General features: G+C 66.2%; 21 protein-coding genes. 7 read left to right on the forward strand and 14 right to left on the reverse strand.

The genetic code is table 11. The annotated features are described in order from the left end of the window. Nucleotides 1–47 precede the first annotated feature (47 nt). Nucleotides 48–1115: an MBL fold metallo-hydrolase gene (locus QEP15_RS00545; RefSeq protein WP_063954170.1), complete on the forward strand. Its 1068-nt coding sequence runs from the start codon at nt 48–50 to the stop codon at nt 1113–1115. A gap of 115 nt (nt 1116–1230) precedes the next feature. On the opposite strand, the gene QEP15_RS00550 is transcribed toward QEP15_RS00545, so the two are convergent. Next, the gene (locus QEP15_RS00550) at nt 1231–1857 is read right to left on the reverse strand and encodes a LysE family translocator (protein ID WP_152383112.1); all 627 of its coding nucleotides are present in this window, start codon (nt 1855–1857) and stop codon (nt 1231–1233) included. A 183-nt stretch (nt 1858–2040) separates the two neighbouring features. On the opposite strand from QEP15_RS00550, the gene QEP15_RS00555 reads away from it, so the two are divergent. Further along, complete coding sequence (locus tag QEP15_RS00555) at nt 2041–2760, forward strand: nitroreductase (protein WP_217618939.1); 720 nt, start codon at nt 2041–2043, stop codon at nt 2758–2760. A gap of 58 nt (nt 2761–2818) precedes the next feature. Then, complete coding sequence (gene metC, locus QEP15_RS00560) at nt 2819–4012, forward strand: cystathionine beta-lyase (RefSeq protein ID WP_217618940.1); 1194 nt, start codon at nt 2819–2821, stop codon at nt 4010–4012. A gap of 149 nt (nt 4013–4161) precedes the next feature. On the opposite strand, the gene QEP15_RS00565 is transcribed toward metC, so the two are convergent. From QEP15_RS00565 to argS, 5 genes are all read right to left on the reverse strand, one after another. Continuing rightward, a complete protein-coding gene (locus QEP15_RS00565; RefSeq protein ID WP_280148307.1) occupies nt 4162–5127 on the reverse strand; it encodes an alpha/beta hydrolase in 966 nt (321 codons plus the stop codon). Beyond that, nucleotides 5106–6317 (reverse strand): ABC transporter substrate-binding protein, encoded by a 1212-nt coding sequence (locus QEP15_RS00570; RefSeq protein ID WP_175156337.1) that lies wholly within the window; start codon nt 6315–6317, stop codon nt 5106–5108. Before QEP15_RS00570 ends, QEP15_RS00565 begins: the two co-directional genes overlap by 22 nt. 160 nt (nt 6318–6477) lie before the next feature. After that, on the reverse strand, nt 6478–7110 hold the full coding sequence (locus tag QEP15_RS00575; RefSeq protein WP_056327737.1) for a thiol:disulfide interchange protein DsbA/DsbL: 633 nt from the start codon (nt 7108–7110) through the stop codon (nt 6478–6480). A 79-nt stretch (nt 7111–7189) separates the two neighbouring features. Continuing rightward, nucleotides 7190–7906, reverse strand: a complete 717-nt coding sequence (locus tag QEP15_RS00580; protein WP_152383115.1) for an SPOR domain-containing protein — start codon at nt 7904–7906, stop codon at nt 7190–7192. A 9-nt stretch (nt 7907–7915) separates the two neighbouring features. After that, nucleotides 7916–9601: an arginine--tRNA ligase gene (gene argS / locus QEP15_RS00585; protein ID WP_280148308.1), complete on the reverse strand. Its 1686-nt coding sequence runs from the start codon at nt 9599–9601 to the stop codon at nt 7916–7918. A 269-nt stretch (nt 9602–9870) separates the two neighbouring features. Here argS and QEP15_RS00590 point away from each other — a divergent pair, with 269 nt between their 5' ends. Together QEP15_RS00590 and QEP15_RS00595 are read left to right on the forward strand one after the other, a co-directional pair. Continuing rightward, nucleotides 9871–10218 carry a DUF1840 domain-containing protein gene (locus QEP15_RS00590; RefSeq protein ID WP_056327740.1) on the forward strand — a complete coding sequence of 116 codons (348 nt, stop codon included), beginning with the start codon at nt 9871–9873 and terminating at the stop codon, nt 10216–10218. Nucleotides 10219–10299: 81 nt separating this feature from the next. Beyond that, complete coding sequence (locus QEP15_RS00595) at nt 10300–10617, forward strand: hypothetical protein (protein ID WP_056327741.1); 318 nt, start codon at nt 10300–10302, stop codon at nt 10615–10617. 71 nt (nt 10618–10688) lie between these two features. Here QEP15_RS00595 and QEP15_RS00600 read toward each other — a convergent pair whose 3' ends face one another. The 6 genes from QEP15_RS00600 to QEP15_RS00625 form a co-directional block, all read right to left on the reverse strand. Then, a complete protein-coding gene (locus tag QEP15_RS00600; RefSeq protein WP_056327742.1) occupies nt 10689–11489 on the reverse strand; it encodes a carbohydrate ABC transporter permease in 801 nt (266 codons plus the stop codon). Further along, entirely contained in the window at nt 11486–12361 is an 876-nt protein-coding gene (locus QEP15_RS00605; protein ID WP_062840145.1) for a carbohydrate ABC transporter permease, read from the reverse strand. The genes QEP15_RS00600 and QEP15_RS00605 overlap by 4 nt, the downstream gene beginning before the upstream one ends. A 15-nt stretch (nt 12362–12376) precedes the next feature. Next, complete coding sequence (locus tag QEP15_RS00610; RefSeq protein ID WP_280148309.1) at nt 12377–13672, reverse strand: ABC transporter substrate-binding protein; 1296 nt, start codon at nt 13670–13672, stop codon at nt 12377–12379. A gap of 33 nt (nt 13673–13705) precedes the next feature. Further along, a complete protein-coding gene (locus QEP15_RS00615) occupies nt 13706–14761 on the reverse strand; it encodes an ABC transporter ATP-binding protein (RefSeq protein WP_280148310.1) in 1056 nt (351 codons plus the stop codon). A 115-nt stretch (nt 14762–14876) separates the two neighbouring features. Further along, on the reverse strand, nt 14877–15674 hold the full coding sequence (locus tag QEP15_RS00620) for a phosphodiesterase (RefSeq protein ID WP_175236669.1): 798 nt from the start codon (nt 15672–15674) through the stop codon (nt 14877–14879). 46 nt (nt 15675–15720) lie between these two features. Further along, nucleotides 15721–16734 carry a LacI family DNA-binding transcriptional regulator gene (locus QEP15_RS00625; protein WP_056327747.1) on the reverse strand — a complete coding sequence of 338 codons (1014 nt, stop codon included), beginning with the start codon at nt 16732–16734 and terminating at the stop codon, nt 15721–15723. Between the two features lie 316 nt (nt 16735–17050). Between QEP15_RS00625 and QEP15_RS00630 the strand changes: the two genes are divergently transcribed. Next, complete coding sequence (locus QEP15_RS00630) at nt 17051–18379, forward strand: amidase (protein WP_279989920.1); 1329 nt, start codon at nt 17051–17053, stop codon at nt 18377–18379. Nucleotides 18380–18575: 196 nt separating this feature from the next. Here the strand turns inward: QEP15_RS00630 and leuA are convergent, their stop codons facing one another. Further along, complete coding sequence (gene leuA / locus QEP15_RS00635; protein ID WP_062840150.1) at nt 18576–20285, reverse strand: 2-isopropylmalate synthase; 1710 nt, start codon at nt 20283–20285, stop codon at nt 18576–18578. Between the two features lie 518 nt (nt 20286–20803). Then, the gene (locus tag QEP15_RS00640; protein ID WP_217618946.1) at nt 20804–21466 is read right to left on the reverse strand and encodes a hypothetical protein; all 663 of its coding nucleotides are present in this window, start codon (nt 21464–21466) and stop codon (nt 20804–20806) included. Nucleotides 21467–21482: 16 nt separating this feature from the next. Here QEP15_RS00640 and rpoN point away from each other — a divergent pair, with 16 nt between their 5' ends. Next, nucleotides 21483–22910 carry an RNA polymerase factor sigma-54 gene (rpoN, locus tag QEP15_RS00645; RefSeq protein WP_446650464.1) on the forward strand — a complete coding sequence of 476 codons (1428 nt, stop codon included), beginning with the start codon at nt 21483–21485 and terminating at the stop codon, nt 22908–22910. Nucleotides 22911–22977 lie beyond the last annotated feature (67 nt).

Genomic DNA, 22977 nt, shown 5'->3' on the forward strand with positions numbered 1-22977 from the left:
TAAATTATGATGACTTGACGTGATCGTCAAGCGTGGAGCGATAGGCAATGAACCCCAACGAGCAGAAGCTTCAGTATCCCTGGGCCGATTTCCAGCCCGAGGCCGGCCGCGCGCATGCGGTGGCGGAGGGCGTCAAATGGATCCGGATGCCGCTGCCGTTCGCGCTGGATCATATCAACCTCTGGCTGCTGCGCGACAACATCGACGGCCAGGACGGCTGGACCATCGTCGACTGCGGCATTTCGCGCGACGAGGTGAAGACGCTGTGGGAAGACGTGTTCAAGAACGAGCTGGACGGCCTGCCCGTGTTGCGCGTGCTGGTCACGCACATGCACCCGGACCACATCGGCCTTGCCCACTGGCTGTGCGAACGCTGGAACGCGCGGCTGTGGATGACGATGACGGACTACATGGTGGCGTCGCTGTGGTCGTCGCGCCGCACGGATGCGGGGGCGGGCCCTGGTGGCCAATCCGCGGTCGAGCATTTCGCGCGCCACGGCCTGACCGACCCGGACTCGCAGGAGCAGATCCGCCAGCGCGCAAGCTACTACCCCAACCTGGTGCCCGCCGTGCCGTCGCGGTACACCCGCATCATGGACGGCGACCAGGTTCGCATCGGCGGACGCGACTGGCGTGTCATCGTGGGCTACGGCCATGCGCCGGAACACGCGTCGCTGTTTTCGCCTGATCTTGGCGTGCTGATCTCCGGCGACATGGTGCTGCCGCGCATTTCCACCAACGTCAGCGTGTTCGATTACGAACCCGACGCCAATCCGCTGCCTTTGTATCTGCGGTCGCTGCACGGCTATGACGGCCTGCCCCGCGACACGCTGGTGCTGCCGTCGCACGGCCGCCCGTTCAAGGGCCTGCACGAACGCATCACGCAACAGCACGAGCATCATCGCGACCGGCTGGCCGAGGTGCTGGAAGCCTGTGCGGTGCAGCCGCAATCGACGTCGGACATCGTGCCGGTGCTGTTCAAGCGCAAGCTGGACTTGCACCAGCTGACCTTCGCGATGGGCGAGGCATTGGCGCATCTGCATGCGCTGTACTTCGAAGGCAAGCTCACGCGGGCGCAGGATGCGGACGGCATCGTGCGGTTCAAGGCGGCTTGATTGGCATGATGGGCGGCCGGGGGATGCGAGCATCGCTGCTCGTGTCCGGCTGCCGGTGTCCCGCTGATCGCGTGCCGCCGCTGGGGATCAGCACCAGCGCGACGATTAGCGGTGTCTAGCGGGAAGCCGTCGCCAGCCTGACGGCCAGCCCGACGAACACCAGCGCGGCAATGCGATTCAACCAGCGCTTGGCCGTCACCGAACGCTGCAGCAATTCCCCGAACGCACCCGAGAAGAACGCGATCGCCCCGAACACCAGCAGCGTCGACACGATAAACACCGCACCCAGTTGCATCGTCTGCAAACCCACCGGGCCGAGCCGCGGCGACGTGAATTGCGGCAGGAAGGCGAAGAAGAACAGCAGCACCTTCGGATTGGTAAGGTTCATGACGATGCCGCGGCGGTACAACGCGCCGGGCCGCATCGGTTCGGGACGTTTTCCGTCTTCGGATTCGAGGGGGGCGCGCAGGATCTGCCAGGCCAGGTACGCCAGATAGGCCGCGCCCGCCAGCTTGAGCACCGTGAACGCGACGGGCGAAGCGGCGAACACGGCGGCCAGGCCGACCGCAACCGCCGCCGTGTGTCCCAGCAAGCCGGTGCACAGCCCCAGAACCACGAACATGCCCGCCTTGCGTCCCCAGATGGCGGACTGCATCAGCACAAAGAGATTGTCCGGCCCCGGCGTCAGCGCCAGCAGTACGGCAATGCCAAAGAATGCGATCAGGGTGTCGAGGGGCAGCATGGAGTCTCTTCGGTATCGGAGCAGCGGATGCGACGGGGCGGTGGAAGCGACAAGTCCATTCGGTCAGCGGCGTAGCGTTGAAGCCACCGCGCCATTGGCGCGAGGACAGCGTCGCCCGGACAGCGCCGGACAGCAAGTGGCATGATAAGGGCAAAGCCGACCACGACAGGAGACAGACTGATCATGACCGTTGCCGCTCAGCACGCTAAAAGCGCCCATAACGCCGACGACGCCCGGCCTGATGCCGCGCTCGAAGAATGGCTGCTCGCCCGCCACAGTTGCCGCGCCTTTCTGCCAGAGCCCGTGCCCCGCGCCACCATCGAACGCATCCTGACCTTGGCGCAGCGCACGGCGTCCTGGTGCAACTGCCAGCCTTGGCAGGTGACGATCACCGAGGGCGACGCCACCCGGCGCCTGCGCGACGCGCTCGAGCGCCGCGCGCAGGTCGAAGGCTTCAAGCCTGATTTCCCGTTCCCGCGCGAATACCGCGACGAATACCTGGCCCGCCGCCGCGAGTCCGGCTTTCAGCTGTACGGCGCCGTGGGCGTGCCGCGCGGCGACCGCGAGGCCTATCGGCGGCAGGAGATGCGCAACTTCGCCCTCTTCGACGCGCCGCATGTCGCGATCATCACGACCGACGAGGCGCTGGGCGAATACGGCGCGATGGACTGCGGCGGCTATGTCGCCAATTTCCTGCTGGCCGCGCAAGCCAACGGCGTGGCAACCGTGGCCCAGGCGTCTCTGGCGATGTATCCCGAGGTGCTGCGCGAAGTGCTGGGCATCGGACCCGGCCGGCGCGTGGTCTGCGGCATCTCGTTCGGGTTTGAGGACACGGCGCATCCGGCCAACAGCTACCGCACCCGCCGTGCGGATTTGTCCGAGACGGTTCAATGGATCGGCTGAAATTCCCGCCGCGTCCTGATATGGTTTGGTTTTCCCGGCTTTGACGCACCTCTACAAGATGCCTACCAAACACATCGATACGGTTCTCCAGCACGCGGGCACCGCCCCGTTCAATCCCGAGACCGGCACGGCGCCGGTGCCGTTGCCGCCCATGCGGGCCAGCACGGTGCGCTTTGCCAATCTCGCCGCACTGGAAAACGCGCAGCGCAGCAAGGCGGCCGGGGGGCGCGCATCCACGTACGGCCGTATGGGCATGGACACGCATGCCGCGCTGGAAGAGGTGTTCACGCAACTGGAAGGCGGCACGCACTGCTATCTGGCGTCCTCGGGTCTGTCGGCCATGACCATGGTCATGATGGCGCTGTGCTCGGCCGGCGACCATGCATTGATCTCGGACAGCGTGTACGGTCCGATGCGCGAGCTGGACGACGCGGTGCTCAAGCGCATGAACATCGAGATCACGTACTTTGCGGCGGGTGAGGACATCGATGCGCTGGTGCGGCCCAACACCACGCTGCTGTACGTGGAATCGCCGGGTTCCCTGCTCTTCGAGATGCTGGACATGGGCGCGATGGCCGCCATCGCGCAGCGTCACGGGCTGGTGCTGGCCACCGACAACACCTGGGGGTCGGGCTACATCTACCGGCCGCTGACGCTGGGCGCGCAGGTCTCGGTCATCGCGGGCACCAAGTATGTGGGCGGGCACTCCGACCTGATGCTGGGCGCTGTGGTCACCAACGACGAGGGCATCGCCCGCAAGCTGAACCGCACGCAGTACGCGATGGGCTACTCCATCAGCGCGGACGACGCCTGGCTGGCATTGCGCGGCGTGCGCACCATGCCCATCCGCATGGCTCAGCATGCGCGCCATGCCATGCAGGTGTGCGAATTCCTGAACGCCCGTCCCGAGACCGTGCGCCTCTTCCATCCGGCCTGGCCGAAGGATCCCGGCCACGATTTGTGGAAGCGCGATTGCACGGGGTCGAACGGCATGCTGTCGGCTGAACTGGCCCTGTCCCCGGCCGCGGCGCGCCGTTTTGTCGATGCGCTGACGCTATTTGGTATCGGCTTCTCGTGGGGGGGCTATGAAAGCCTGGTGCAGTTGGTTTCGTCCAAGGACCTTTCCCATCACCGCTATTGGGGTGAAGGCGAGAACCCGGTCGTGCGTCTGCACATCGGGCTGGAGTCGCCCGAGGACATCATTGCGGACCTGACGCAGGCCTTCGAGCAGGCGGCGGACGTCAAGGAATAGGCGGAGACCGGCGGGGGGCGGCTGCCGGACGGCTGCCCCGGCGCGCGCTAGCTGGCACAGGCGCGCGGCCCAGCAACCCAGCAACTCAGCAACCCAGCAACTCAGCAGCCTGGCAGCCCAGTAACCTCCCCGTTGGCCCACGCGCCCAATCACCCCGCCGTCTCGCGGATCCACGCGCCGATGCGCGCCGCGATGTCGTCGCTGTTGTCGTCCATCATGGGCATGTGCGAATTGCCTGCAATGCCCATTTCCGCCAGCCGCCACGTCTGCACCCGCCCGCCGTGGCGCGCCAGCGCATCGGCGTAGGCGGTACCGGATTCGCCGAGCTTTTCCCACAGCGGCGTGGCATCCAGATAATCGCCATAGACAAACAGAAACGGCTTGTCCGCCACGCAGTCGGCGACAACCTCGCTGGAAAACCCGGACGGCTCGATGCCGATCACCCCGCGCACCAGCGCCGGCCGCGCGTGCAGCGCCCGGTAGGCCACTTCACCGCCGTGGCTGTGCGCCAGCACCAAGCACGGTCCGACGCGGTCCAGCACCGCGCAAAAACCGTGCAATGCGGCATCGTTGTTGCCCAGCCAGCGCGGCACGGCGTGGCGGATGAAGTCGTCGAAATGGCCAACTGGAAAGCGCTGTCCCGCAAACGCCTGCCGCGCCGCGAAATCCTCCGCGCGGCCAAACCGGAACAGCGACCAGCTTTCCTCGGCGTTGCGGATGATGGGCGGCTCGGGCCAGACCTGCGCAAACGGCGCCCACCCTGCGCGCCCGCGCTCCACGTTGTCCACCACATAGACCGCATGGCCCTGCCGCAGAAAGTGCTGCATCCAGCCGGGCCGCCCATCGGGCGTCTGTTCCCACATCGCGCCGGTCATCCCGCCGCCGTGCAGCAGCACGATGGGCAGCGGATGCGCCAGACGCGCGGGGATGAAGAACTGCACGTAGGCCTGCTCGAAGTGATAGAGGCCGTTGGGGTCGTAGGCCAGCGACGCCGACTGCGTGAAGGCGATGTCGCGCTTTGGCTGCCCTTCGATGCGTACAGGCCGGCCGCCTGCGTAGAAGCTGCCAAAGTCGGCCAGCGCCAGCGCCTGCGTCATGGCTTGACCAGCGGGCATTGGCTGTCGGACAGCGGCCATGCCAGCGACTCGCCGGGGATGGTGCGCACGATGTTGTAGTAGTCCCAAGGCGCCTTGGACTGCTCGGGCGTCTTGACCTGCGCCAGCATCATGTCGCGCACCACCAGGCCATCGGCGCGGATATGGGCGTTCAGGCTGAAGGGATCGTCGATGGGCATGGACTTCATCTTGGCCATCACCGCATCCGCGTCGACCGAGCCAGCCGCCTTCACCGCCTGGAGGTAATGGCGCACCGAACTGTAGACACCGGCCTGCAGGAAGGTGGGCGGACGGCCCACGCGCGCCTCGAACTTCTTGGTGAAGGCGCGGGTGCCGTCGTTCATGTCCCAATAGGAAGGCACGGTCAGGTAGGTCTTTTGCGCGGCAGCCAGCCCAAGGCTATGCACGTCGGTCAACAGCAGCAGCATCGCGGCCAGTTGCTGCGCGCCGCCGATGCCGAATTCCGCGGCCTGCTTGATGGCCGAGATGGTGTCGCCGCCCGCGTTGGCAATCGCGATGATCTGGGCCTTGGAGCCCTGCGCCTGCAGCAGGAAGGACGCGAAGTCCGGCGCATTGAGCGGATGAAAGACGGTGCCGGCGATTTCGCCGCCGTTGGCCTTGACGACCGTTTCCGTGTCCGCAGCGAGCTGCTTGCCGAATGCGTAATCGGACGCCAGGATGAACCAGCGCTTGCCGCCCTCTTTCACGACGGCGGTGGCGGTGCCGCGCGACAGCGCGTAGGTGGTGTAGGTCCACTGCACGCCGTAGGGGGAGCACTGCGCCTGAGTCAGCGCGGTGGTGCCGGGGCTGGAGAACAGCACCAGCTTTTTCTTTTCGCGCGCGATGCCTTGCACGGCCAGCGCGACGGACGAGTTGGGCACGTCCACCACCACGTCCACGCCTTCGGTGTCGTACCACTTGCGGACCATGCTGCTGCCGATGTCGGGGCGGTGCTGGTGATCGCCGGACACGAGCGTGATGGGCTTGCCGAGCAAGGTGCCGCCCATCTCTTCGATGGCGAGCCGGGCGGCTTCCACCGACCCCTTGCCCGTGGCGTCGGCGGTAACGCCCGCCATGTCGGTCAACACGCCGATCTTGACGCCGTCGGCGGCGTTGGCGTGGGCCAGGCCCGTTGCGAGCGACAGGCACAGGCCCAGCGCCGCGCTGCTGCGCGAGAAGTGCTTCTTCATTTGTCTTCCACCCTTTTGATGCCGTGCGTGCGGCGATTTTTATGGCGAAAGTGTAGCCCGTCCCCCTGGAGATGGGCTGAACGAAGCCTGAATGAAAACGCCCCGGCCGGAGAGGCTCGGGGCGTTTGCGATGCCGCGGTTGCGCGGGATCTTGCGCGGATTACTTGGCGCGCGCCATCGGGATCAGGGCGTTCACCTGCTTCAAGGCGCCTTCGTAGCTGTTGCCCGCCATGACCGGCGAGGTCATGAACTTGCCGCCCACGGCGAACGACGGGGTGCCTTCGATGCGGTAGGCGTCGGCGAGCTGGTTGGCGCGCTGCACCTGGGTCTGGACGCTGAACGAATCGAACACCGAGTCGAACTTGGCGCGGTCCACGCCCTGGGTGGCAATCCACTCGCCCATGGCCTTCTTGTCGAACAGGCGCTTGTGCTCGCCGTGGATGGCCGTGAAGACCTTGGCGTGCAGGTCGGGACGGTCCAGGGCCTGCAGCGTGTAGTACAGCTGTTGCAGCGGCTTCATGCCGGCGTTGAAGGCGATCGGCACTTGCTTGAGGACGACGTCGGACGGCGCGGTCTTGACCCAGTCTTCCACCATGGGTTCCATGGCGGCGCAGTGCGGGCACGAATAGGCAAAGAATTCCAGGACCTCGACCTTGCCCGGGGTGTCCGACGGCAGCGGCGGGTTGATGGGCACGTACTGCTGGGCGCCTTGCGCGTGGCTGGCCGGGCTGAAGAACGCGGTGGCGGTCAGCGCGGCGGCTGCCAGGATGCGGATGAGCTTGGGGGACAGCATGGGTGAGGTTCCTGAATAAAAGGCTACAGACAGGCCCGGGGCCGGATTAGTTCAATGCAAAACGATCCGCCGCGTGGCGCTACTGGCGCACCACGGCGGTTTCGATCTTGTTCTCGCCCAGGCGGCCACGTGCCCGGTTCATGTCGTCCAGGCGGGCAAACGGGCCGACGCGGACGCGATTGATGGGCTTGCCGTTCAGTTCCGCCTTCTGCACTGCGACCGGCAGGCCCAGCAGAATGATGCGCGCCTTGAGCGATTCGGCGTCGTTTTCGCCGCGGAAGGCGCCCGCTTGCAGGTAGTACGTGCCCGTGGCAGCGGGGGCGGCAGGCTTGGCCGAGGCCGTGGCCGTGGGGGCGGCCTTGGAGATGGGCGTGGGCGCGGACGCGGTGGCGGCGGGGGCCGCCGGGGCGGCCGCTGGGGGCCGGGACGTGGGCAGCGTGGCAATCAGCGCACCCAGGTCGTCCAGCTTGGCGGGCGTCTCGTCGCCCTTGCCCGGCGCGCCTGCGCCCGGCAGCGGGGCCGGCGCGGTGGCGGTGGGACCGGTGGGCGGGGCGCCCGCCGCCCCGTCTCGGCCGTAGAGGCCCGCGTTGGGGTCCGGCGCCGAGCGCGGATCGGGCAGCTTGCCCGTATCGCCCTGGCGGCTGGCCCGGTCCACGAAGGGAACGGGCGCCTTGGTGACATAGAACGCGACGACGGCGGCGACGATCAGCCCGATCAGCAGACCGGCCAGCGCCCCGTACAGGGTGCTGCCGCTTTCGCCGGAGGAACGGCGGGTGGATTTGCGCTTGGTGGCCATGAACCGATGTTACATCCGCTCGGGCGCGGAAACGCCCAAGAGCGCCAGGCCGTTTGCCAGCACCTGGCGGGTGGTGGCGGCCAGGCGCAGGCGGGCCAGCTTCACGGCGGTGTCGTCGACCAGCACACGCTCGGCGTTGTACCAGGCGTGGAAGTCGGACGCGCAGTCGCGCAGCCAGAACGCAATGTGGTGCGGCGACAGGTCCTGGGCGGCCAGCGCCACCACCTGCGGGAATTCGGCCAGGCGCTGCATCAGCGCGAATTCGGTCGGCGCGGTCAGCAGCGCGGCGTCGGCCTGGGCCACGTCGGCGGCCGGCATGCCGGCGTTGTTGATGACCGAGCAGATGCGCGCGTGGGCGTACTGGATGTAATAGACCGGGTTCTCGTCGCTCTTGGACAGGGCCAGGTCCACGTCGAACACGAATTCCGTGTCGGCGCGGCGCTGGATCAGGAAGTAGCGCACCGCGTCGCGGCCCACCCAGTCGATCAGGTCGCGCATGGTCACGTAGCTGCCGGCGCGCTTGGAGATCTTGACCTCTTCGCCGCCGCGCATGACCTTGACCATCTTGTGCAGGACGTACGACGGGTAATCCTTCGGGATGCCCTCTTCCAGCGCCTGCAGGCCGGCGCGCACGCGGGCCACGGTGCCGTGGTGGTCGCTGCCCTGGATGTTCACGGCGCGGTGAAAGCCGCGCTCCCATTTGGCCTTGTGATAGGCCACGTCCGGGACGAAATAGGTGTAGCCGCCCTCGCTTTTACGCATGACGCGGTCTTTGTCGTCGCCCGTGCCCAGTTCGGTGGTGCGCAGCCACAGCGCGCCGCCTTCCTCGTAGGTGTGGCCCCCGGCAATCAGCGCCTGGACCGTCGCTTCGACGCGGCCGGACGTGTAGAGCGAGCTTTCGAGGTAGTAATTGTCGAACGCCAGGCCGAACGCCTGCAGGTCCAGGTCCTGTTCGCGGCGCAGGTAGGCCACGGCGAAGGCGCGGATGTCGTCCAGGTTGTCGATGTTGCCCGTGGCGGTGACGGGCTCGCCGTCGGACGCCTGGATGGTCTTGCCGTCCTGGAAGTCGCGGGCGATATCGGCGATGTAGTCGCCCTTGTAGCCGTCTTCGGGCCAATCGGGGGAATCGGTGGTCAGGCCGCGGGCGCGGGCCTGCACGCTGATCGCCAGGTTCTGGATCTGGTTGCCGGCGTCGTTGTAGTAGAACTCGCGGGTGACGTCCCAGCCCACTGCGTCGTACAGGCGGCACAGCGCGTCGCCCAGCGCGGCCTGGCGGGCATGGCCCACGTGCAGCGGTCCGGTGGGGTTGGCCGACACGAATTCGACCAGGATCTTTTCGCCCAGGCGCGGGGCGCGCCCGTAGGTCTCGCCCTGCTGGGCCACCGCGGCGATCACGGCCTGGCGCGCGGCCGGGGTGATGCGCAGGTTGATGAAGCCGGGACCGGCCACTTCGGCGCTCTCGACCAGCGCGGCGGCGTCGGGATTGGCCATCACGGCGTCGACGATGCCCTGAGCCAGTTCGCGGGGATTGCGGCGCGCGGGCTTGGCAAGCTGCATGGCCACGTTGGTGGCGACGTCGCCGTGGGCGGCAACCTTGGGGCGCTCCAGCAGCACGTTGGGCTGGGCGTCGGGCAGGCTTTGCGCGACGGCGGCCTGGATCAGGGAGATTAGCTGTTTCTGTTGCTCGAGGAGCATGGGCGTCTGGCGTGGTTCTGGGTGAGTGACGATGGCGGCACGGCGCTTGCGGCCTGCCGGCGATCCGCGTCGCGCCGACGGGCGCGGGGCACGGTGCCGTCCGGCGGGTGGCCGGCAAGCCGGCGCGCGCATGCCGGAATCAGGGCCGGCGCGGCGCCTGCTGTCACGGGAAACCCCTGAATCATAGTTGATTTGGGGGCGCCAGTTGGCATCATGGGGACGTTGCGGTAGTGTACGTAGCTAAGGTAATCATTGTGGGAGACCAGAATATGCTGATCACTTTTCACTCCAAGGTCGTGGCCGAAGTCCTGATGCTGACCGACCACGCCGGGCCCCTGCTGCAGGCGGCCGGCAAGTCCGTCGGCGACAAGATCCCCGAACGCGGCGTCTTCACCGTCGAGCAACTGGGACCGGCCATCAGCGGCATCGAACGCGCGATCGACGAGTACCAGCACGCCCACGAAGGCCAGGACGAGGAAGACGACGACAAGCCCGCCGTCGCTCCGATGGCGCGCATGGTGGGCCTGAAGGAACGCGCTTTTCCGCTGCTGGACATGATGCGCCAGTCGCAAGCCGCGGGCGCCGAAGTCACCTGGGAAGTGTCTCGGGGCTGGTAAGGATATGTCGCCGGACGGACAATCTGTCCGGCGTTTTTTGCCTACCCTGTTGGCCTGACGCCTTCTGACGGAGTTTTTCCCATGCGCAGCGACATCACCATCGTTTTCGACCCCCGCCGTTCGCTGGACCTGTCCGCGAACGTCGAGCCCTCCCCGCAACGCCAGGCCGATGCACGCGACTGGTTCGACAGCGCCTGGGAAACCCTGGGCTGCGAGCCGCTGCGCCCCAGCGGCAAAGTCCTGTTGCTGGACAAGGTGCTAGGTGTGGCCGACGCGCTGGGCTACGACACGCTGTCTACCGACGAAAAGGAAGCCCGCGAATTTGCCGAGCACCTGGCGCTGGCGCTGGAACGTCCGCGCATCACGGTGGACCTGCCGGGCCTGACTGTGGGGTACTGAAACGCCGCCCCATCCAACGAGAAACCCCGCCTGAGCGGGGTTTTTTTTGCGGCGCATCCGGCTGACGGTCCTTAGCGGATCCCCGCCCGCATGAACGACTGCACGAACTGGCGCTGGAACAGCAGGAACGCGATGAGCAGCGGCGCGGCCGACATCAGGGTCGCGGCGGTGATCACGGACCAGTCGATGCCCTGGTCCGTGGACGAGAACACCTGCAGGCCGACCGTCAGTGGCCGGGACTCGACCGAGTTGGTGATGATCAGCGGCCACAGGAAGTTGTTCCAGTGATGGCTGACCGACACCAGCCCGTAGGCCACATAGATCGGCTTGGCGAGCGGCACGTACACCTTCCAGAGCACCTGCAGCGGGTTCGCGCCTTCCATGCGCGCCGCTTCCTCGAGTTCGCGCGGCACCGTCTTGAAGGTCTGGCGCAACAGGAAGATGCCGAAGGCCGACGCGAAGTACGGCAGGCCGATGGCAAACACCGTGTCGCGCACGCCCAGGAGACTCATCGACCGGTAGTTCTCCACCAGCAGCACGTCCGGCATGATCATCAGCTGCAGCAGCACCAGCATGAAGACGAAGTCGCGGCCGCGGAACTCGAAGCGCGCAAACGCGTAGCCGGCCAGCGTCGACAGCACGAGCTGCGCGGCCAGCACCATCGTGACCAGCACGAACGTGTTCAGGAAGTAGCGCGGAAACGGCGCCGCATTCCAGGCCCGCACGAAGTTGTCCAGCGTCAGCGGCGCAAAGAGGTCAAAGCGCGTCGCGTAGGCGGGCGGATGGAAGGCCGCCCACATGGCGTACGCCAGCGGCAGGATCCACAACAGGCCCAGCGCCCAGGCGCCCAGGGTATCGAGCTTGTCTTTCATTGGTAGTGCGTCCTGCGGTCCAGCCAGCGGAACTTGATCAGCGCGGTCAGCGCCAGCACCACCAGCAACACGACGGTCAGGGTCGCGGCGTAGGCCGTGTCCCAGAAGCTGAATCCCACCTGGTAGATGTAGTACAGAAGCAGCGTGCTGGCGTTGTCGGGGCCGCCGCGCGTCATCACCACCACATGGTCGACCAGCCGGAACGCGTTGATCAGTGCGTTGATCAGCACGAAAAGCGTCGTCGGCATCAAGAGCGGCCACAGCACACGCCGGAAGTACTGCCAGCGCGATGCGCCTTCCAGCATGGCCGCTTCACGCAGCGACGGCGACACCGTCTGCAACGCCGCCAGATAGAAGATCATGAAAAAGCCGGATTCCTTCCACACGGTCACCAGCATCAGGGCGGGCAGCGCAGTCTCGCGGTTGCCCAGCCAGTTGGGACCGGGCGATCCGAACCAGCCCATCACCTGCGCGATCAGCCCGTATTGCGGCGTGTAGAAGAACAGCCAGATGTTGGCCACCGCCACCATGGGCAGCACCGTCGGCGTGAAATACGCCATGCGCAGAAAGCCGCGGCCGGTAAGGTTGCGGTTCACCCACAGTGCCATGATCAGCGCAATGCCGATCGAGGTGGGAATGGTGCCCAGCGCGAACCACAGGTTGTTCCACAGCGACTGCCAGAACACCGGATCGTCGCGCATGACGGCGTAGTTCTCCAGCCCGACGAAGCGGGCCGGGCGCGCACCCTTGGGCGTGGAGAAAAAGCTGTGCCATAGCGTCGCCACCGCCGGGTAATGCGTGAAGGCGGCGAGCAGCACGATGGCTGGCAGCAGAAGCAGCCAGCCATAAAGCGCATTCAAAGAGCGGCTCATCGTGCTTGGGGTCGGTTACTTGTAGGAACGCAGTATGCGATCGGACTCGCGCTGCGCGTCGGTCAGGGCCTGCTGCGGCGTCTTCGAACCCGTCAGCGCCGCCTGCAGGGCGTCGTTCAAGGTCTTGGTGACGCGCTGGTTCTCATGCGTGGAGAATTCGGCCACGCTGACTTCCAGCTGGTCGCGCGCGACCGTGGCGGCCGGCACTTCCTGCGCGTACTTCTTCATCTTCTCGGTTTCCCAGGCGGCCGGCGTCACGGCCACGTAGCCCGTGGCGATGCTCCAGTCGGCAGCGCGCTCGGGCGTGGTGGCCCACTGCGCGAACTTCAGCGCCGCTGCCTGCTGCTCCGGCGTGCCGCTCTTGAAGATGTAGAAGTTGCCGCCGCCCGTGGGGCTGCCGCCGCGCTTTTGCTGCGGCATCATCGCCACGCCAAACGGGAAGTCGGCGTTCTTGCGGATGTTGGTCAGGTTGCCGGTGGTGGTCCACACCATGGCCGCCTTCTTTTCCAGGAAGTCCTTGGGCGTGGTGCCCCAGTCGATCGTGCCGGTCGGCATGATCTTGTGCTTGGCCGACAGGTCGCGCCAGAACTGGGCCGCTTCGACCACGGCCGGCTTGTCCAGGTAGACCTCGTTGCCGGCTTCGTTCATCAGGATCGCGCCGTTGGGCGTGGTCAGCGCCTGGAACAGCCAGTACGCGAACGCGCCGCCCGACGGAATCTCGATGCCCCACTGCGTGGTGTTGCCCGAGGCGTCCTGCTTGGTCAGCTTCTTGCCGTATTCGACCAGCTCGGCCCAGGTCTTGGGCGGCTTTTCGGGATCCAGGCCGGCGGCCTTGAAGAGATCCTTGTTGTAGTACATGACGATCGTCGAACGCTGGAACGGCACGCCCCAGGTGTGGCCGCCGGTGCGGCTGTTCTGCATGAAGGCGTCATAGAAGCCGCCCAGCCACTTCTTGTCGGCGTCGGTCTTGGCCAGGCCGTCGATCGGGACGATGGCTTCCTCGTCGATCAGCGTGAACATGTCGGTGGACAGCAGCACCGCCAGTTGCGGCGGGGTGCCGCCCTTGAGCGCGGTCAGCGCCTTGGCGATGGAGTCCTGGTACGAACCGGCATAGATCGGCTTGATCTTGATGTTGGGGTTTTCCTTCTGGAAGTCCGTCACCATGTCATCAACGATTTTGGTGATCGGGCCGCCGACGGCAACCGGGTAGTAGAACTCGACCTCGACGGGCTTGTTCTGCGCCTGCACAGGCAGAGACAGGCAGGCGGCGGCCAGGCTGGCGGCCAGGGTCTTGAGTACGATGCGTCGCATGGTGTGTTTCCTTTCCTGTGTGGGCTATTCGTTCTAGTGCCCGTCGGTGTTGATGACCGCCGAATCGGCGGCAAAGAAATGCTGTTGCCCGTCCGGCCAGGACAGGCGCAGCGGCTCGCCGGCGCTGGCGCGCAGGTGGCCGCCGACCCGCACGGCCACGCCGCTCGTGTCGCCGATGCGGCACACCACGATGGAGTCCGCACCGAAGTACTCGACGCTTTCCACGGTGGCGGCGATGCCGTCGCCGTCGATGCGGATATGTTCCGGACGCACGCCAAGCTTGACGGCGCCGGCCGGGGCGTTTGCGATGACCGGGCCTTGCGTGCCGGCGATCACCGTGCCGCCTGCTCGCTGCGCCAGGTTGATCAGGTTCATGGGCGGCGTGCCGATGAAGCGCGCCGCGAACTCGCTGGCGGGCCGCGCATACAGGCCGTCGGGCGTGTCGTGCTGTTCGATCTGGCCGCCGCGCAGCAGCACCACCTGGTCGGCCATGCTCATGGCTTCGGTCTGGTCGTGCGTCACGTAGACCATGGTGATGCCCAGGCTCTGCTGCAGCGCGCGGATCTCGCGCCGCATTTCGTGGCGCAGCTGCGCGTCCAGGTTGGAAAGGGGTTCGTCCATCAGGCAGACCGGCGCCTCGGAGATCACGGCGCGGCCCAGCGCCACGCGCTGCTGCTGCCCGCCCGACAGTTGCGACGGCTTGCGGTCCAGGAGGTGGGTCAGGCCCAGCAGACTGGCCACGCGCTGCAGGCGGCGGTCGAAGTCCTTGGCCGGCTCCTTGCGCACCTTCAGGCCGAACAGGATGTTCTCGCGCACCGTCAGGTGCGGAAACAACGCGTACGACTGGAACACCATGGAGATGCGCCGCTTGGCCGGCGGCAATTGCGTGACGTCACGGTCGCCGATGCGGATGCTGCCCGAGGTCGGCGTATCCAGGCCGGCGATCATGCGCAGCGTCGTCGACTTGCCGCAACCGGACGGACCGAGCAGGACGGTGAAGCTGCCGGCCGGAACCGTGAAGCTCACGCCTTGAATCGCCGCCGCGCCGGCGTACTGTTTGGTGAGGTTATCCAGAACGATGGATGACATGCTGTCTCGTAGATCTAATTGTTAGATCCGCATTGTTGCCTGTTATGAAAACCTTTTCATTGTGCAGCGCAAACATGACGGATATGTGGCAATGCGTGTTTCCTGGTCCCGGACGTCAGCCGAAGGGATACGGCCCGGGGTAATCCCCCAGAACGGCGTGGTGCGTGACCAGATTGCCGCCCTGCCACCAATGCAGCTGGTAGCCCGGCGGTTCCATGATGTATTGCAGCGTGGGGCGCGGACCCAGCTCCAGCGCAAGCTGATGCGCCGTGCCCGGACAGGTCGAGGCGATGGTGCCGCCAAAGCGCTGGAAGATCGTGCGGTGCAGGTGGCCGCAAAGCACGCGCTCCACGTTGGGGTAGCGGGCAACGATGCGCTCCAGCTCGGGCGCGCCGGCCAGAAGGCCGATGTCGTCCATGTGCTCGATGCCGGTCAAGAACGGCGGGTGGTGCATCAGCACCAGCGTGGGCCGGCCGGGCTGCTCGGCCAGGCGTTCGGCCAGCCAGTCCAGGCGCGTCTGGCACAGTTCGCCATGGCTCTTCATCGGCACGACGGTGTCCAGCGCCAACAGGCGCAGCGGATAGGTCTCGACGGCGTACTGGACGAACGGTCCGCCGTCCTGCAGGTACGCGTGGTCGGGAAACGCGGCGCGCAACTGCGCGCGATCGTCGTGATTACCGGGCATCAGGAAATACGGAATCTCCAGCGCCTGCAGGTGTTCGCGCAGCGTCTGGTATTCGATGGGCTTGCCCAGGTCCGTCAGGTCGCCGGTGATCAGCACGCAGTCGGGCCGCGGCGTCAGGGCATTGAGGGCGCGAACCGCCGGCGCCAGGAACGCCTCGGGATCGATGACGCCGTAGGCCTTGTCTCCCGGGGTGCGCATGTGAAGGTCGGTGATCTGAGCGATGAGCATGGCGCGTGGAAATCTGGAAATGGTTGGATTGGTGAGCAGGCTGCGCCTAGCGGCGCACGGACGCCGCGGTGCCGCCCACGACGATGCAGTGCGGCAGGCGGTTCGATTGCGGCGGCTGGCCATGAATCTGCGCCAGCAGGTTGGAGCAGGCCGTCTGCCCGATGCCGTCGCTGGGCTGCGCGACGGTGGTCAGCGGCGGCGTCAGCAGGGCGCCAAAGCGCATGCCGTCAAAGCCGCACACCGAGATGTCGGCCGGCACGGACAGCCCCAGCCCCACCAGATCGGCGATGACGGCGGTGGCCAGCAGGTCGTTGGAACAGAAAAGCGCCGTGGGCGCCTGCTTGCCGCGCAACGCGGCCTTCAGCGCGTCCACGTCGCTGCCCGTGTGCGAACTCATGGAGATATGCTGGATCGCGTCCAGGCCCAGCTTCTTGGCGCTGGCGCGAGCGCCCATCAGGCGGCGGCGGGCGCGGTCCGATGCCGTCAGCGGGCCGGTCACCAGCGCGATGCGCTTGTGCCCCATCGCCGCCAGATGCGCGACCATGTCGCTTGCCGCGGCGCGATTGTCGACGGAGGCAAAGGGGTGGTCGTTCGATTCGTTGTAGACCAGCACATAGGGAATGCCGCTGCGGTCCAGATCGTCCAGGGTGGCGCTTTTGCCCACGTCGGCCACGGTCAGGATGAGGCCATCGACCTGATGGTCGATCAGTCCCTGCACCGCGGCCGATTCCACGGCGGGGTCATAGCCGGTGGCGGTCAGCATGACGCTGTAGCCCGATTCGCGAGCGCGCCGCTCCGCGCCTTCAAAGCACTCCGCGAACACGGGATTGGACAGCGTGGGCAGGATCAGCCCGATGGTGCGGGTGCTGCCCGAACGCAGGCTGCGGCCGACGCGGTTGGGACGGAAGCCCGCGCGCTTGGCGATGTTGCGGATGTGCGCCAGCGTGTCGGGATGCACGATCTCGGGCTGGTTGAACGCGCGCGACACCGTCGCCGGCGAGACGCCTGCCTTGCGAGCCACTTCGATGATGGAAAAGCGGGGCGACGGGCGCGTGGCCATGAATGAATCGCTGCAAGTTTGCTGAAAACGATTTCATCTTACTTGAGGAATATGACCTTTGTATTGCACGGGTTTGCGCTATGCTGGTGCGAACGCAACAACACAAAGCCACGGCGCGGCGCGTGTTTTCGCGGAAAACCCGGCGTTTTCGGTGTTTTTCCCAATTGACGCGAAGCGCACAATGGCAGGGTCGGTGTGTGCGGGCATGGCGCTTGCTTGAGTGGGCGGTGGGCATGTCCGGCATACCCTCGGTCAAGGGGACCGGGTGCGAAGGATCATCCGCGCTTGTCGCGGCACCGGCAAAGAGGAAAGAATCATGTCTATTGCCTTGAACAGACTGGGCGCGGTCCAAGCCGCGCACAAGCTGCAACGGCGCGAATTGACCGCAGTGCAATTGGTGCGCGCCTGCTTTGCGCGAATCGAACAGCGCGAAAGCACCGTCCATGCCTGGACGGCCTTGCAAAAACAGGCTGCGCTCGAGCAGGCCGAAGCGCTGGACAAAGGCGCGTTGCGCGGCCCGCTGCACGGCCTGCCCATCGGCGTGAAAGACCTGTTCGACACCGCCGATCTGCCCACCCGCTACGGCTCCCCCATTTACGACCGGCACCGTCCCGGCCTGGACGCCGCCTCGGTGGCGCTGTGCCGCGGCGCCGGCGCCCTCGTCATCGGCAAGACCGTCACCACCGAATTCGCGACCTACCAGGCCGGTCCCACGCGCAATCCGCGCAACGAGGCCTACACGCCCGGCGGCTCGTCCAGCGGCTCGGCGGCTGCCGTGGCGGACGACATGGTGCCCTTCGCGCTGGGGTCGCAGACGGCCGGTTCCATCATCCGGCCGGCCTCCTACTGTGGCGTCGTCGGCTTCAAGCCCACCTTTGGCCGGATCCCCCGCGCGGGCGTGAAGAGCCTGGCCGAATCGCTGGACACCCTGGGCGGCTTTGCGCGGTCCGTGGAAGACGTGGCGCTGTTCTCGTCGGTCCTGATGCGCGATCCCCGCGTGCTGGACCTGTCCTATCACGACGCGCCGCGCGTGGGCATGTACCGCAGCTTGCAGTGGCGTCACGCGCAGCCCGAAACCAAGGAGGCGTTCGCGCAGGCCGCGGCGATCCTGTCCCGCGCGGGCGCCAAGGTCGAGGAAGTGCCGCTGCCGCCGGAGCATTGCGTGCTGGTGCAACTGCATTCGGACATCATGGCGTTCGAGGCCTCGCAGGCGCTTGCCTATGAACGGCTGGAGCATGCCGCGCAGCTGAGTTCCAAACTGCAGGCGATCCTGGAGTCCGGCGCGCAGATCAGCGCCGAACAGCACATCAAGAACCTGGCGCGCGCAGCCGAATCGCGTGCGCGGGTCGATACGTGGTTCCAACAGTACGACGTGCTGCTTGCGCCCAGCGCCAGCGGCGAGGCGCCCTTCGCCGACCTCGGCACGGGTGATCCGCAGTTCTCGCGCGCGTGGACGCTGTTTGGCCTGCCTTGCCTGAACCTGCCGTTTGCCACCGGCCCGCAGGGTCTGCCGGTGGGATTGCAACTGGTCGGCGCGCGTCATGAAGACCATCGCCTGCTTGCCATCGGCGCGTGGATCCACGCGCGCCTGCTGGCCGCCACGGCGCCGGACATCGGCGCGTCGGACATGTGGCCGCGCGGCTGAATGCTGCGGAGGGGTGTCTGACACCCTGGCGAAATCGTCGTCATGCCAAGCCGGCCTACCAAGGGTGTCAGACACCTTGCCACGCCGTGCTTCACCTTGCCCTTCAGAGACGAATCACACGCAATGAAAAAGCCCGCCGGATAAGGCGGGCTTCATTTTGTGCCCCGTTGTCGGGGGCTTCAGGCCTGGTCGTGGATCACACGGCTTCGGCGGTTTCCTGTTCGGCGGTGACGGCGCCCGAATTGATGTGGCGATTCACGGCGCTCAGCACGGCCTGGAACGACGCCGTCACGATGTCGCGGTCGATGCCCACGCCAAAGCCCGTGGCGGATTCGCCGACGCGCAGTTCGACGTAGGACGCGGCGCGCGTGCCGGTGCCGGTGCCGATGGCGTGCTCGTGGTAGTCCATGATGCGAACCGGCACGTCCAGCGCGGCCACGAAGGCGGAAATCGCGCCGTCGCCCTTGCCGCGCACCACACGGCGCTCGCCGTTGAATTCAAGTTCGGCTTCGATGCTGAAGTGCTGGCCTTCGCCGGCCGACGGATCGCCGTCGATGCGATGGCGGATCAGCTTCCACGGCGCCTTTTGTTCAAGGTATTCGCGGTTGAAGATCGTGTGCACGTCGTCGGCGGTGACTTCGCGGCCGGTCTCGTCCGTGACGCGCTGGATGGCGCGGCTGAATTCGATCTGCAGGCGGCGCGGCAACACCAGGCCGTGTTCCTGCTCAAGCAGGTACGACACGCCGCCCTTGCCCGACTGGCTGTTCACGCGGATCACGGCGTCGTAGCTGCGGCCGAGGTCGGCGGGGTCGATCGGCAAGTAAGGCACTTCCCAGACTGCGTCCGGCTTCTGCAATGCAAAGCCCTTCTTGATGGCGTCCTGGTGCGAGCCCGAGAATGCGGTAAAGACGAGGTCGCCCGCGTACGGATGGCGCGGATGGACGGGCAACTGGTTGCAGTATTCGGCGCAGCGGCGCACTTCGTCGATGTCCGAGAAGTCCAGGCCGGGATGCACGCCTTGCGTGTAGAGGTTCAGGGCCAGCGTGACGAGGTCGACGTTGCCGGTGCGCTCGCCGCTGCCAAAGAGACAACCCTCGATGCGGTCGGCGCCAGCCATCACCGCGAATTCGGCGGCGGCAACAGCGGTGCCACGGTCATTGTGCGGGTGGACGCTGAGCACGATGCTGTCGCGACGGGCCAGGTTCTTGTGCATCCACTCGATCTGGTCGGCGTACAGGTTGGGCGTGGTGGCTTCGATCGTGGCGGGCAGGTTCAGCACCATCTTGGCGTCGGGCGTGGGCTGCCAGACGTCGGCCACGGCGTTGGACACTTCCAGCGCGAATTCGGGTTCGGTCGTGCTGAAGACCTCGGGCGAGTATTCGTAGCCCCACTTCGTTTCGGGGCGTTGCGATGTGTACTGCTTGATGAGGCGCGTGCCGGTCGTGGCGATGTTCTTGATCTCGTCCTTGGACATGTTGAACACCACCTTGCGGAAGGCGGGCGCGCAGGCGTTGTACATGTGGACGATGGCCTGCTTGGCGCCGGCGGCGGCTTCCACGGTGCGGCTGATCAGGTCTTCGCGCGACTGGGTCAGCACGATGATGGTCACGTCGTCGGGAATGCGTTTTTCGTCGATGAGCTTGCGCACGAAATCGAAGTCGGTCTGCGACGCGGACGGAAAGCCCACTTCGATTTCCTTGAAGCCGATCTTCACGAGCTGCTCGAAGAAGCGGACCTTGCGTTCCACGCTCATCGGCTCGATCAACGCCTGGTTGCCGTCGCGCAGGTCCGTGCTCATCCAGATCGGCGCCTTGGTGATGCGGCGGCTGGGCCAGGTGCGTTCGGAAAAATCGCGGGCAAAGGGCGCGAAGGGGACGTATTTGGTGGCGGGGTTGGCAAGCATCATCACTACACCTCGATCGGTTTCTTGTGAATCCCGGCGCGCTTGGCGCTCGTCGGCATCGCGACCGGATGACGGTCTTGTGCCAGGGTTTGCCGTGATGGACGGCAGGATTCAGAGATAAAAGGGGAAAATCGCGTGTGGCAAGCGTGGCTGCCGAGCTACCACGGGGACACTAGGCCCGGCAACCGATCGGTAGCAATAGCGATAGCGCGATGAAGGAGGTACGAGCGCGCAGGCCGGCGACCGGAGCGGCGGAGCGTCCGGTGGCAATCGCGAAGGGGGTGCGGTGAGCGGCCATAGGGTGCTAGTCAAACACACTTTTTCGGGAAGCGCAAACGGAAAAAGCGAGGGACGGATCGCGTTGCTGGCGTTTGCGCGGGATCGATGGCAGCGCGATAAGGGCGCTTGAGCCGGGAGCTTGCGGCTATTTTATCGGTCGATCGCGAACGTTGGCGGGGATTGGCGGCGCAAACAGCAAGGCCGCCTTGCGGCGGCCTTGAGTCGGATCTGGATAAGTGAAATTAACGGGCTGGGCCGATGCGGGGTTCGACGAAACGATCGCCACGCGGTTCGCGCGGACCGTCAACCCGGGGATCAATGCGTCGGTCGTCACTGCGGCGGCCGTCATCCCGAGGATCCCGGGTCGGCCGGTTGGCGCCGCCTTCAAGAATCCGGGCCTGCTCGGCCACCATGTCGATCTTGCCGACGCGGTTGTGGCGCAGCTCGTACAGCGAGCGGCGCAGGTCGCCGACGGTGAAGGGTTCCTGGCGGTCGCCCCACGTCCAGCGCAGCACGCCCAGCGATTCCTCGGACAGGTTCGGCGCCAGTTCGGCCAGCGTATCCGTGCCGACGGGGGTTGCGGCGCCGGAAGCCAGGCTGGCGTAGAACCACGCGCGCACCGAGAAGAAGACGATCAGCGTCCAGATGCCGGCAACCACCCACCATAGATAGGGGTTGATTCGCTGCGCCATGTCCATGGTCGGCTGGCCCAGCGTGTGCAGAAAGTCATAGTTCATGCGCTTGCCGAAATCCAGTATCCACGTGGCAACGAGATACCAGACAACCAGGGCGACGGCGATGACGATCGCGCGCAGAACGAGTCGGGGAAGCGCCAGTTTGAGCAGGGTCTGACCGATCAATCGGCAGTCCTGGCGAACGCTTGCGGGCGAAGTCAGATTCATCATGCAAAATATTGTACCTATGACCCGTCCAATTTTAGAACTGCGGCCTGGCCAGCACCTGACGCTGACCCCACAACTTCAACAATCGATCCGATTGTTGCAGTTGTCCACGCTCGACCTTGAAGCGGAAATCTCGCAAGTGCTGGCCGAGAATCCCCTGCTGGATCGCGAGGACGAGCCGGCGACGGCGGAGGATCGCGCCGAATCCGAGCGCGAATCTTCGGTTCAGGACGACGAACCGGCGGCCGAGCGCGAGACCGCCATCGACGAGATGCCTGGCTCGGGCGGGGTGTATCCCGACGACGACGCCAGCCTGCCCGAGGCGGCGCGGCCGGACACGCTGCGCGAACATCTGCTGGGTCAGCTTGCCCTGACGCGCGCCGCGCCGCGCGATGCCGCGCTGGCGTCCCTGTTGATCGACGAACTGGACGAAAACGGCTACCTGGGTTCGCCGCTGGACGAAATCCTGGGTTGGCTCCCTGCCGAAATGGAGCCCGACATGGACGAGCTGCGCGCCGCCCTGTCGCTTCTGCAATCGTTCGACCCGGTGGGCATCGGCGCGCGCGACATGGCTGAATGCCTGCAACTGCAACTGCGCAATCCCGATCTCACCTTGCTGCCGGAGGCGGCTGACCCCGTCGTGCTGGCCTGTGCGCGCCGGATCTGCGCCGAGCACCTGCCGCTGTTGGCAACCGGCAACGCCGCGCGCCTGTGTGCGGCCGTCGGCTGCGACGAGACCACGTTCCGCGCGGCGCATTCGCTGATCTTGCGCCTGGAACCCCGGCCGGGTCGGGCCTGGACCGTGCCGGCGGCCGAGTACGCAGTGCCGGACGTCATCGTCCGCAAGACGCGGCGCGGCTGGCAGGCCACGCTGAATAGCGCCGCGGTGCCGCGGCTGCAGATCAATGGGCTGTACGCCCAGATGCTGGGCAACCAAAAGGAATCCGCCCACGCCGGCCTGCAGGCCCAGCTGCAGCAGGCCAAATGGATGATCCGCAACGTGGAGCAGCGCTTTGACACGATCCTGCGCGTGTCGCAGGCCATCGTCGAGCGTCAGACGGCTTTCTTCAGCCAGGGGCCGGCGGCGATGCGTCCGCTCATCCTGAAGGACATCGCCGGCGAGCTGGGTTTGCATGAATCGACCATTTCCCGGGCCACAACACAGAAGTACATGCTCACTCCATTCGGCACGCTGGAGCTCAAGCGCTTCTTTGGAACGGGCGTGTCGACAGAAGGCGGCGACGCCACGTCGGCCACTGCCGTGCAGACCTACATCCGCCAAATGGTGGCCGACGAGAATCGCGCCAAGCCGTTGTCGGATAGCCAGATCATGCAAAAACTGGCCGATCAGGGGATAGTGATTGCGCGCCGGACGGTGGCAAAGTACCGCGAAGCGCTGCGGATTGCCCCCGCCGCGCTGCGCAAGGCGCAGGCCTCCGCGCGCTGAAATAAGGGACGCGCTTCGGCAAATTCGTCCCTGTTTTCAACGGCTTGCGTGACAGGCCGGTTGCAAA

This window comes from Achromobacter mucicolens, from assembly GCF_029866465.1.
GTDB classification, from domain to species: Bacteria; Pseudomonadota; Gammaproteobacteria; order Burkholderiales; family Burkholderiaceae_B; genus Achromobacter; species Achromobacter mucicolens.

Coding starts and splice junctions, on each gene's coding strand:
- QEP15_RS00545 (WP_063954170.1), top strand. CDS start 48: ATGAACCCCAACGAGCAGAAGCTTCAGTATCCCTGGGCCGATTTCCAG.
- QEP15_RS00550 (WP_152383112.1), bottom strand. CDS start 1,857: ATGCTGCCCCTCGACACCCTGATCGCATTCTTTGGCATTGCCGTACTG.
- QEP15_RS00555 (WP_217618939.1), top strand. CDS start 2,041: ATGACCGTTGCCGCTCAGCACGCTAAAAGCGCCCATAACGCCGACGAC.
- metC (WP_217618940.1), top strand. CDS start 2,819: ATGCCTACCAAACACATCGATACGGTTCTCCAGCACGCGGGCACCGCC.
- QEP15_RS00565 (WP_280148307.1), bottom strand. CDS start 5,127: ATGCCCGCTGGTCAAGCCATGACGCAGGCGCTGGCGCTGGCCGACTTT.
- QEP15_RS00570 (WP_175156337.1), bottom strand. CDS start 6,317: ATGAAGAAGCACTTCTCGCGCAGCAGCGCGGCGCTGGGCCTGTGCCTG.
- QEP15_RS00575 (WP_056327737.1), bottom strand. CDS start 7,110: ATGCTGTCCCCCAAGCTCATCCGCATCCTGGCAGCCGCCGCGCTGACC.
- QEP15_RS00580 (WP_152383115.1), bottom strand. CDS start 7,906: ATGGCCACCAAGCGCAAATCCACCCGCCGTTCCTCCGGCGAAAGCGGC.
- argS (WP_280148308.1), bottom strand. CDS start 9,601: ATGCTCCTCGAGCAACAGAAACAGCTAATCTCCCTGATCCAGGCCGCC.
- QEP15_RS00590 (WP_056327740.1), top strand. CDS start 9,871: ATGCTGATCACTTTTCACTCCAAGGTCGTGGCCGAAGTCCTGATGCTG.
- QEP15_RS00595 (WP_056327741.1), top strand. CDS start 10,300: ATGCGCAGCGACATCACCATCGTTTTCGACCCCCGCCGTTCGCTGGAC.
- QEP15_RS00600 (WP_056327742.1), bottom strand. CDS start 11,489: ATGAAAGACAAGCTCGATACCCTGGGCGCCTGGGCGCTGGGCCTGTTG.
- QEP15_RS00605 (WP_062840145.1), bottom strand. CDS start 12,361: ATGAGCCGCTCTTTGAATGCGCTTTATGGCTGGCTGCTTCTGCTGCCA.
- QEP15_RS00610 (WP_280148309.1), bottom strand. CDS start 13,672: ATGCGACGCATCGTACTCAAGACCCTGGCCGCCAGCCTGGCCGCCGCC.
- QEP15_RS00615 (WP_280148310.1), bottom strand. CDS start 14,761: ATGTCATCCATCGTTCTGGATAACCTCACCAAACAGTACGCCGGCGCG.
- QEP15_RS00620 (WP_175236669.1), bottom strand. CDS start 15,674: ATGCTCATCGCTCAGATCACCGACCTTCACATGCGCACCCCGGGAGAC.
- QEP15_RS00625 (WP_056327747.1), bottom strand. CDS start 16,734: ATGGCCACGCGCCCGTCGCCCCGCTTTTCCATCATCGAAGTGGCTCGC.
- QEP15_RS00630 (WP_279989920.1), top strand. CDS start 17,051: ATGTCTATTGCCTTGAACAGACTGGGCGCGGTCCAAGCCGCGCACAAG.
- leuA (WP_062840150.1), bottom strand. CDS start 20,285: ATGATGCTTGCCAACCCCGCCACCAAATACGTCCCCTTCGCGCCCTTT.
- QEP15_RS00640 (WP_217618946.1), bottom strand. CDS start 21,466: ATGATGAATCTGACTTCGCCCGCAAGCGTTCGCCAGGACTGCCGATTG.
- rpoN (WP_446650464.1), top strand. CDS start 21,483: ATGACCCGTCCAATTTTAGAACTGCGGCCTGGCCAGCACCTGACGCTG.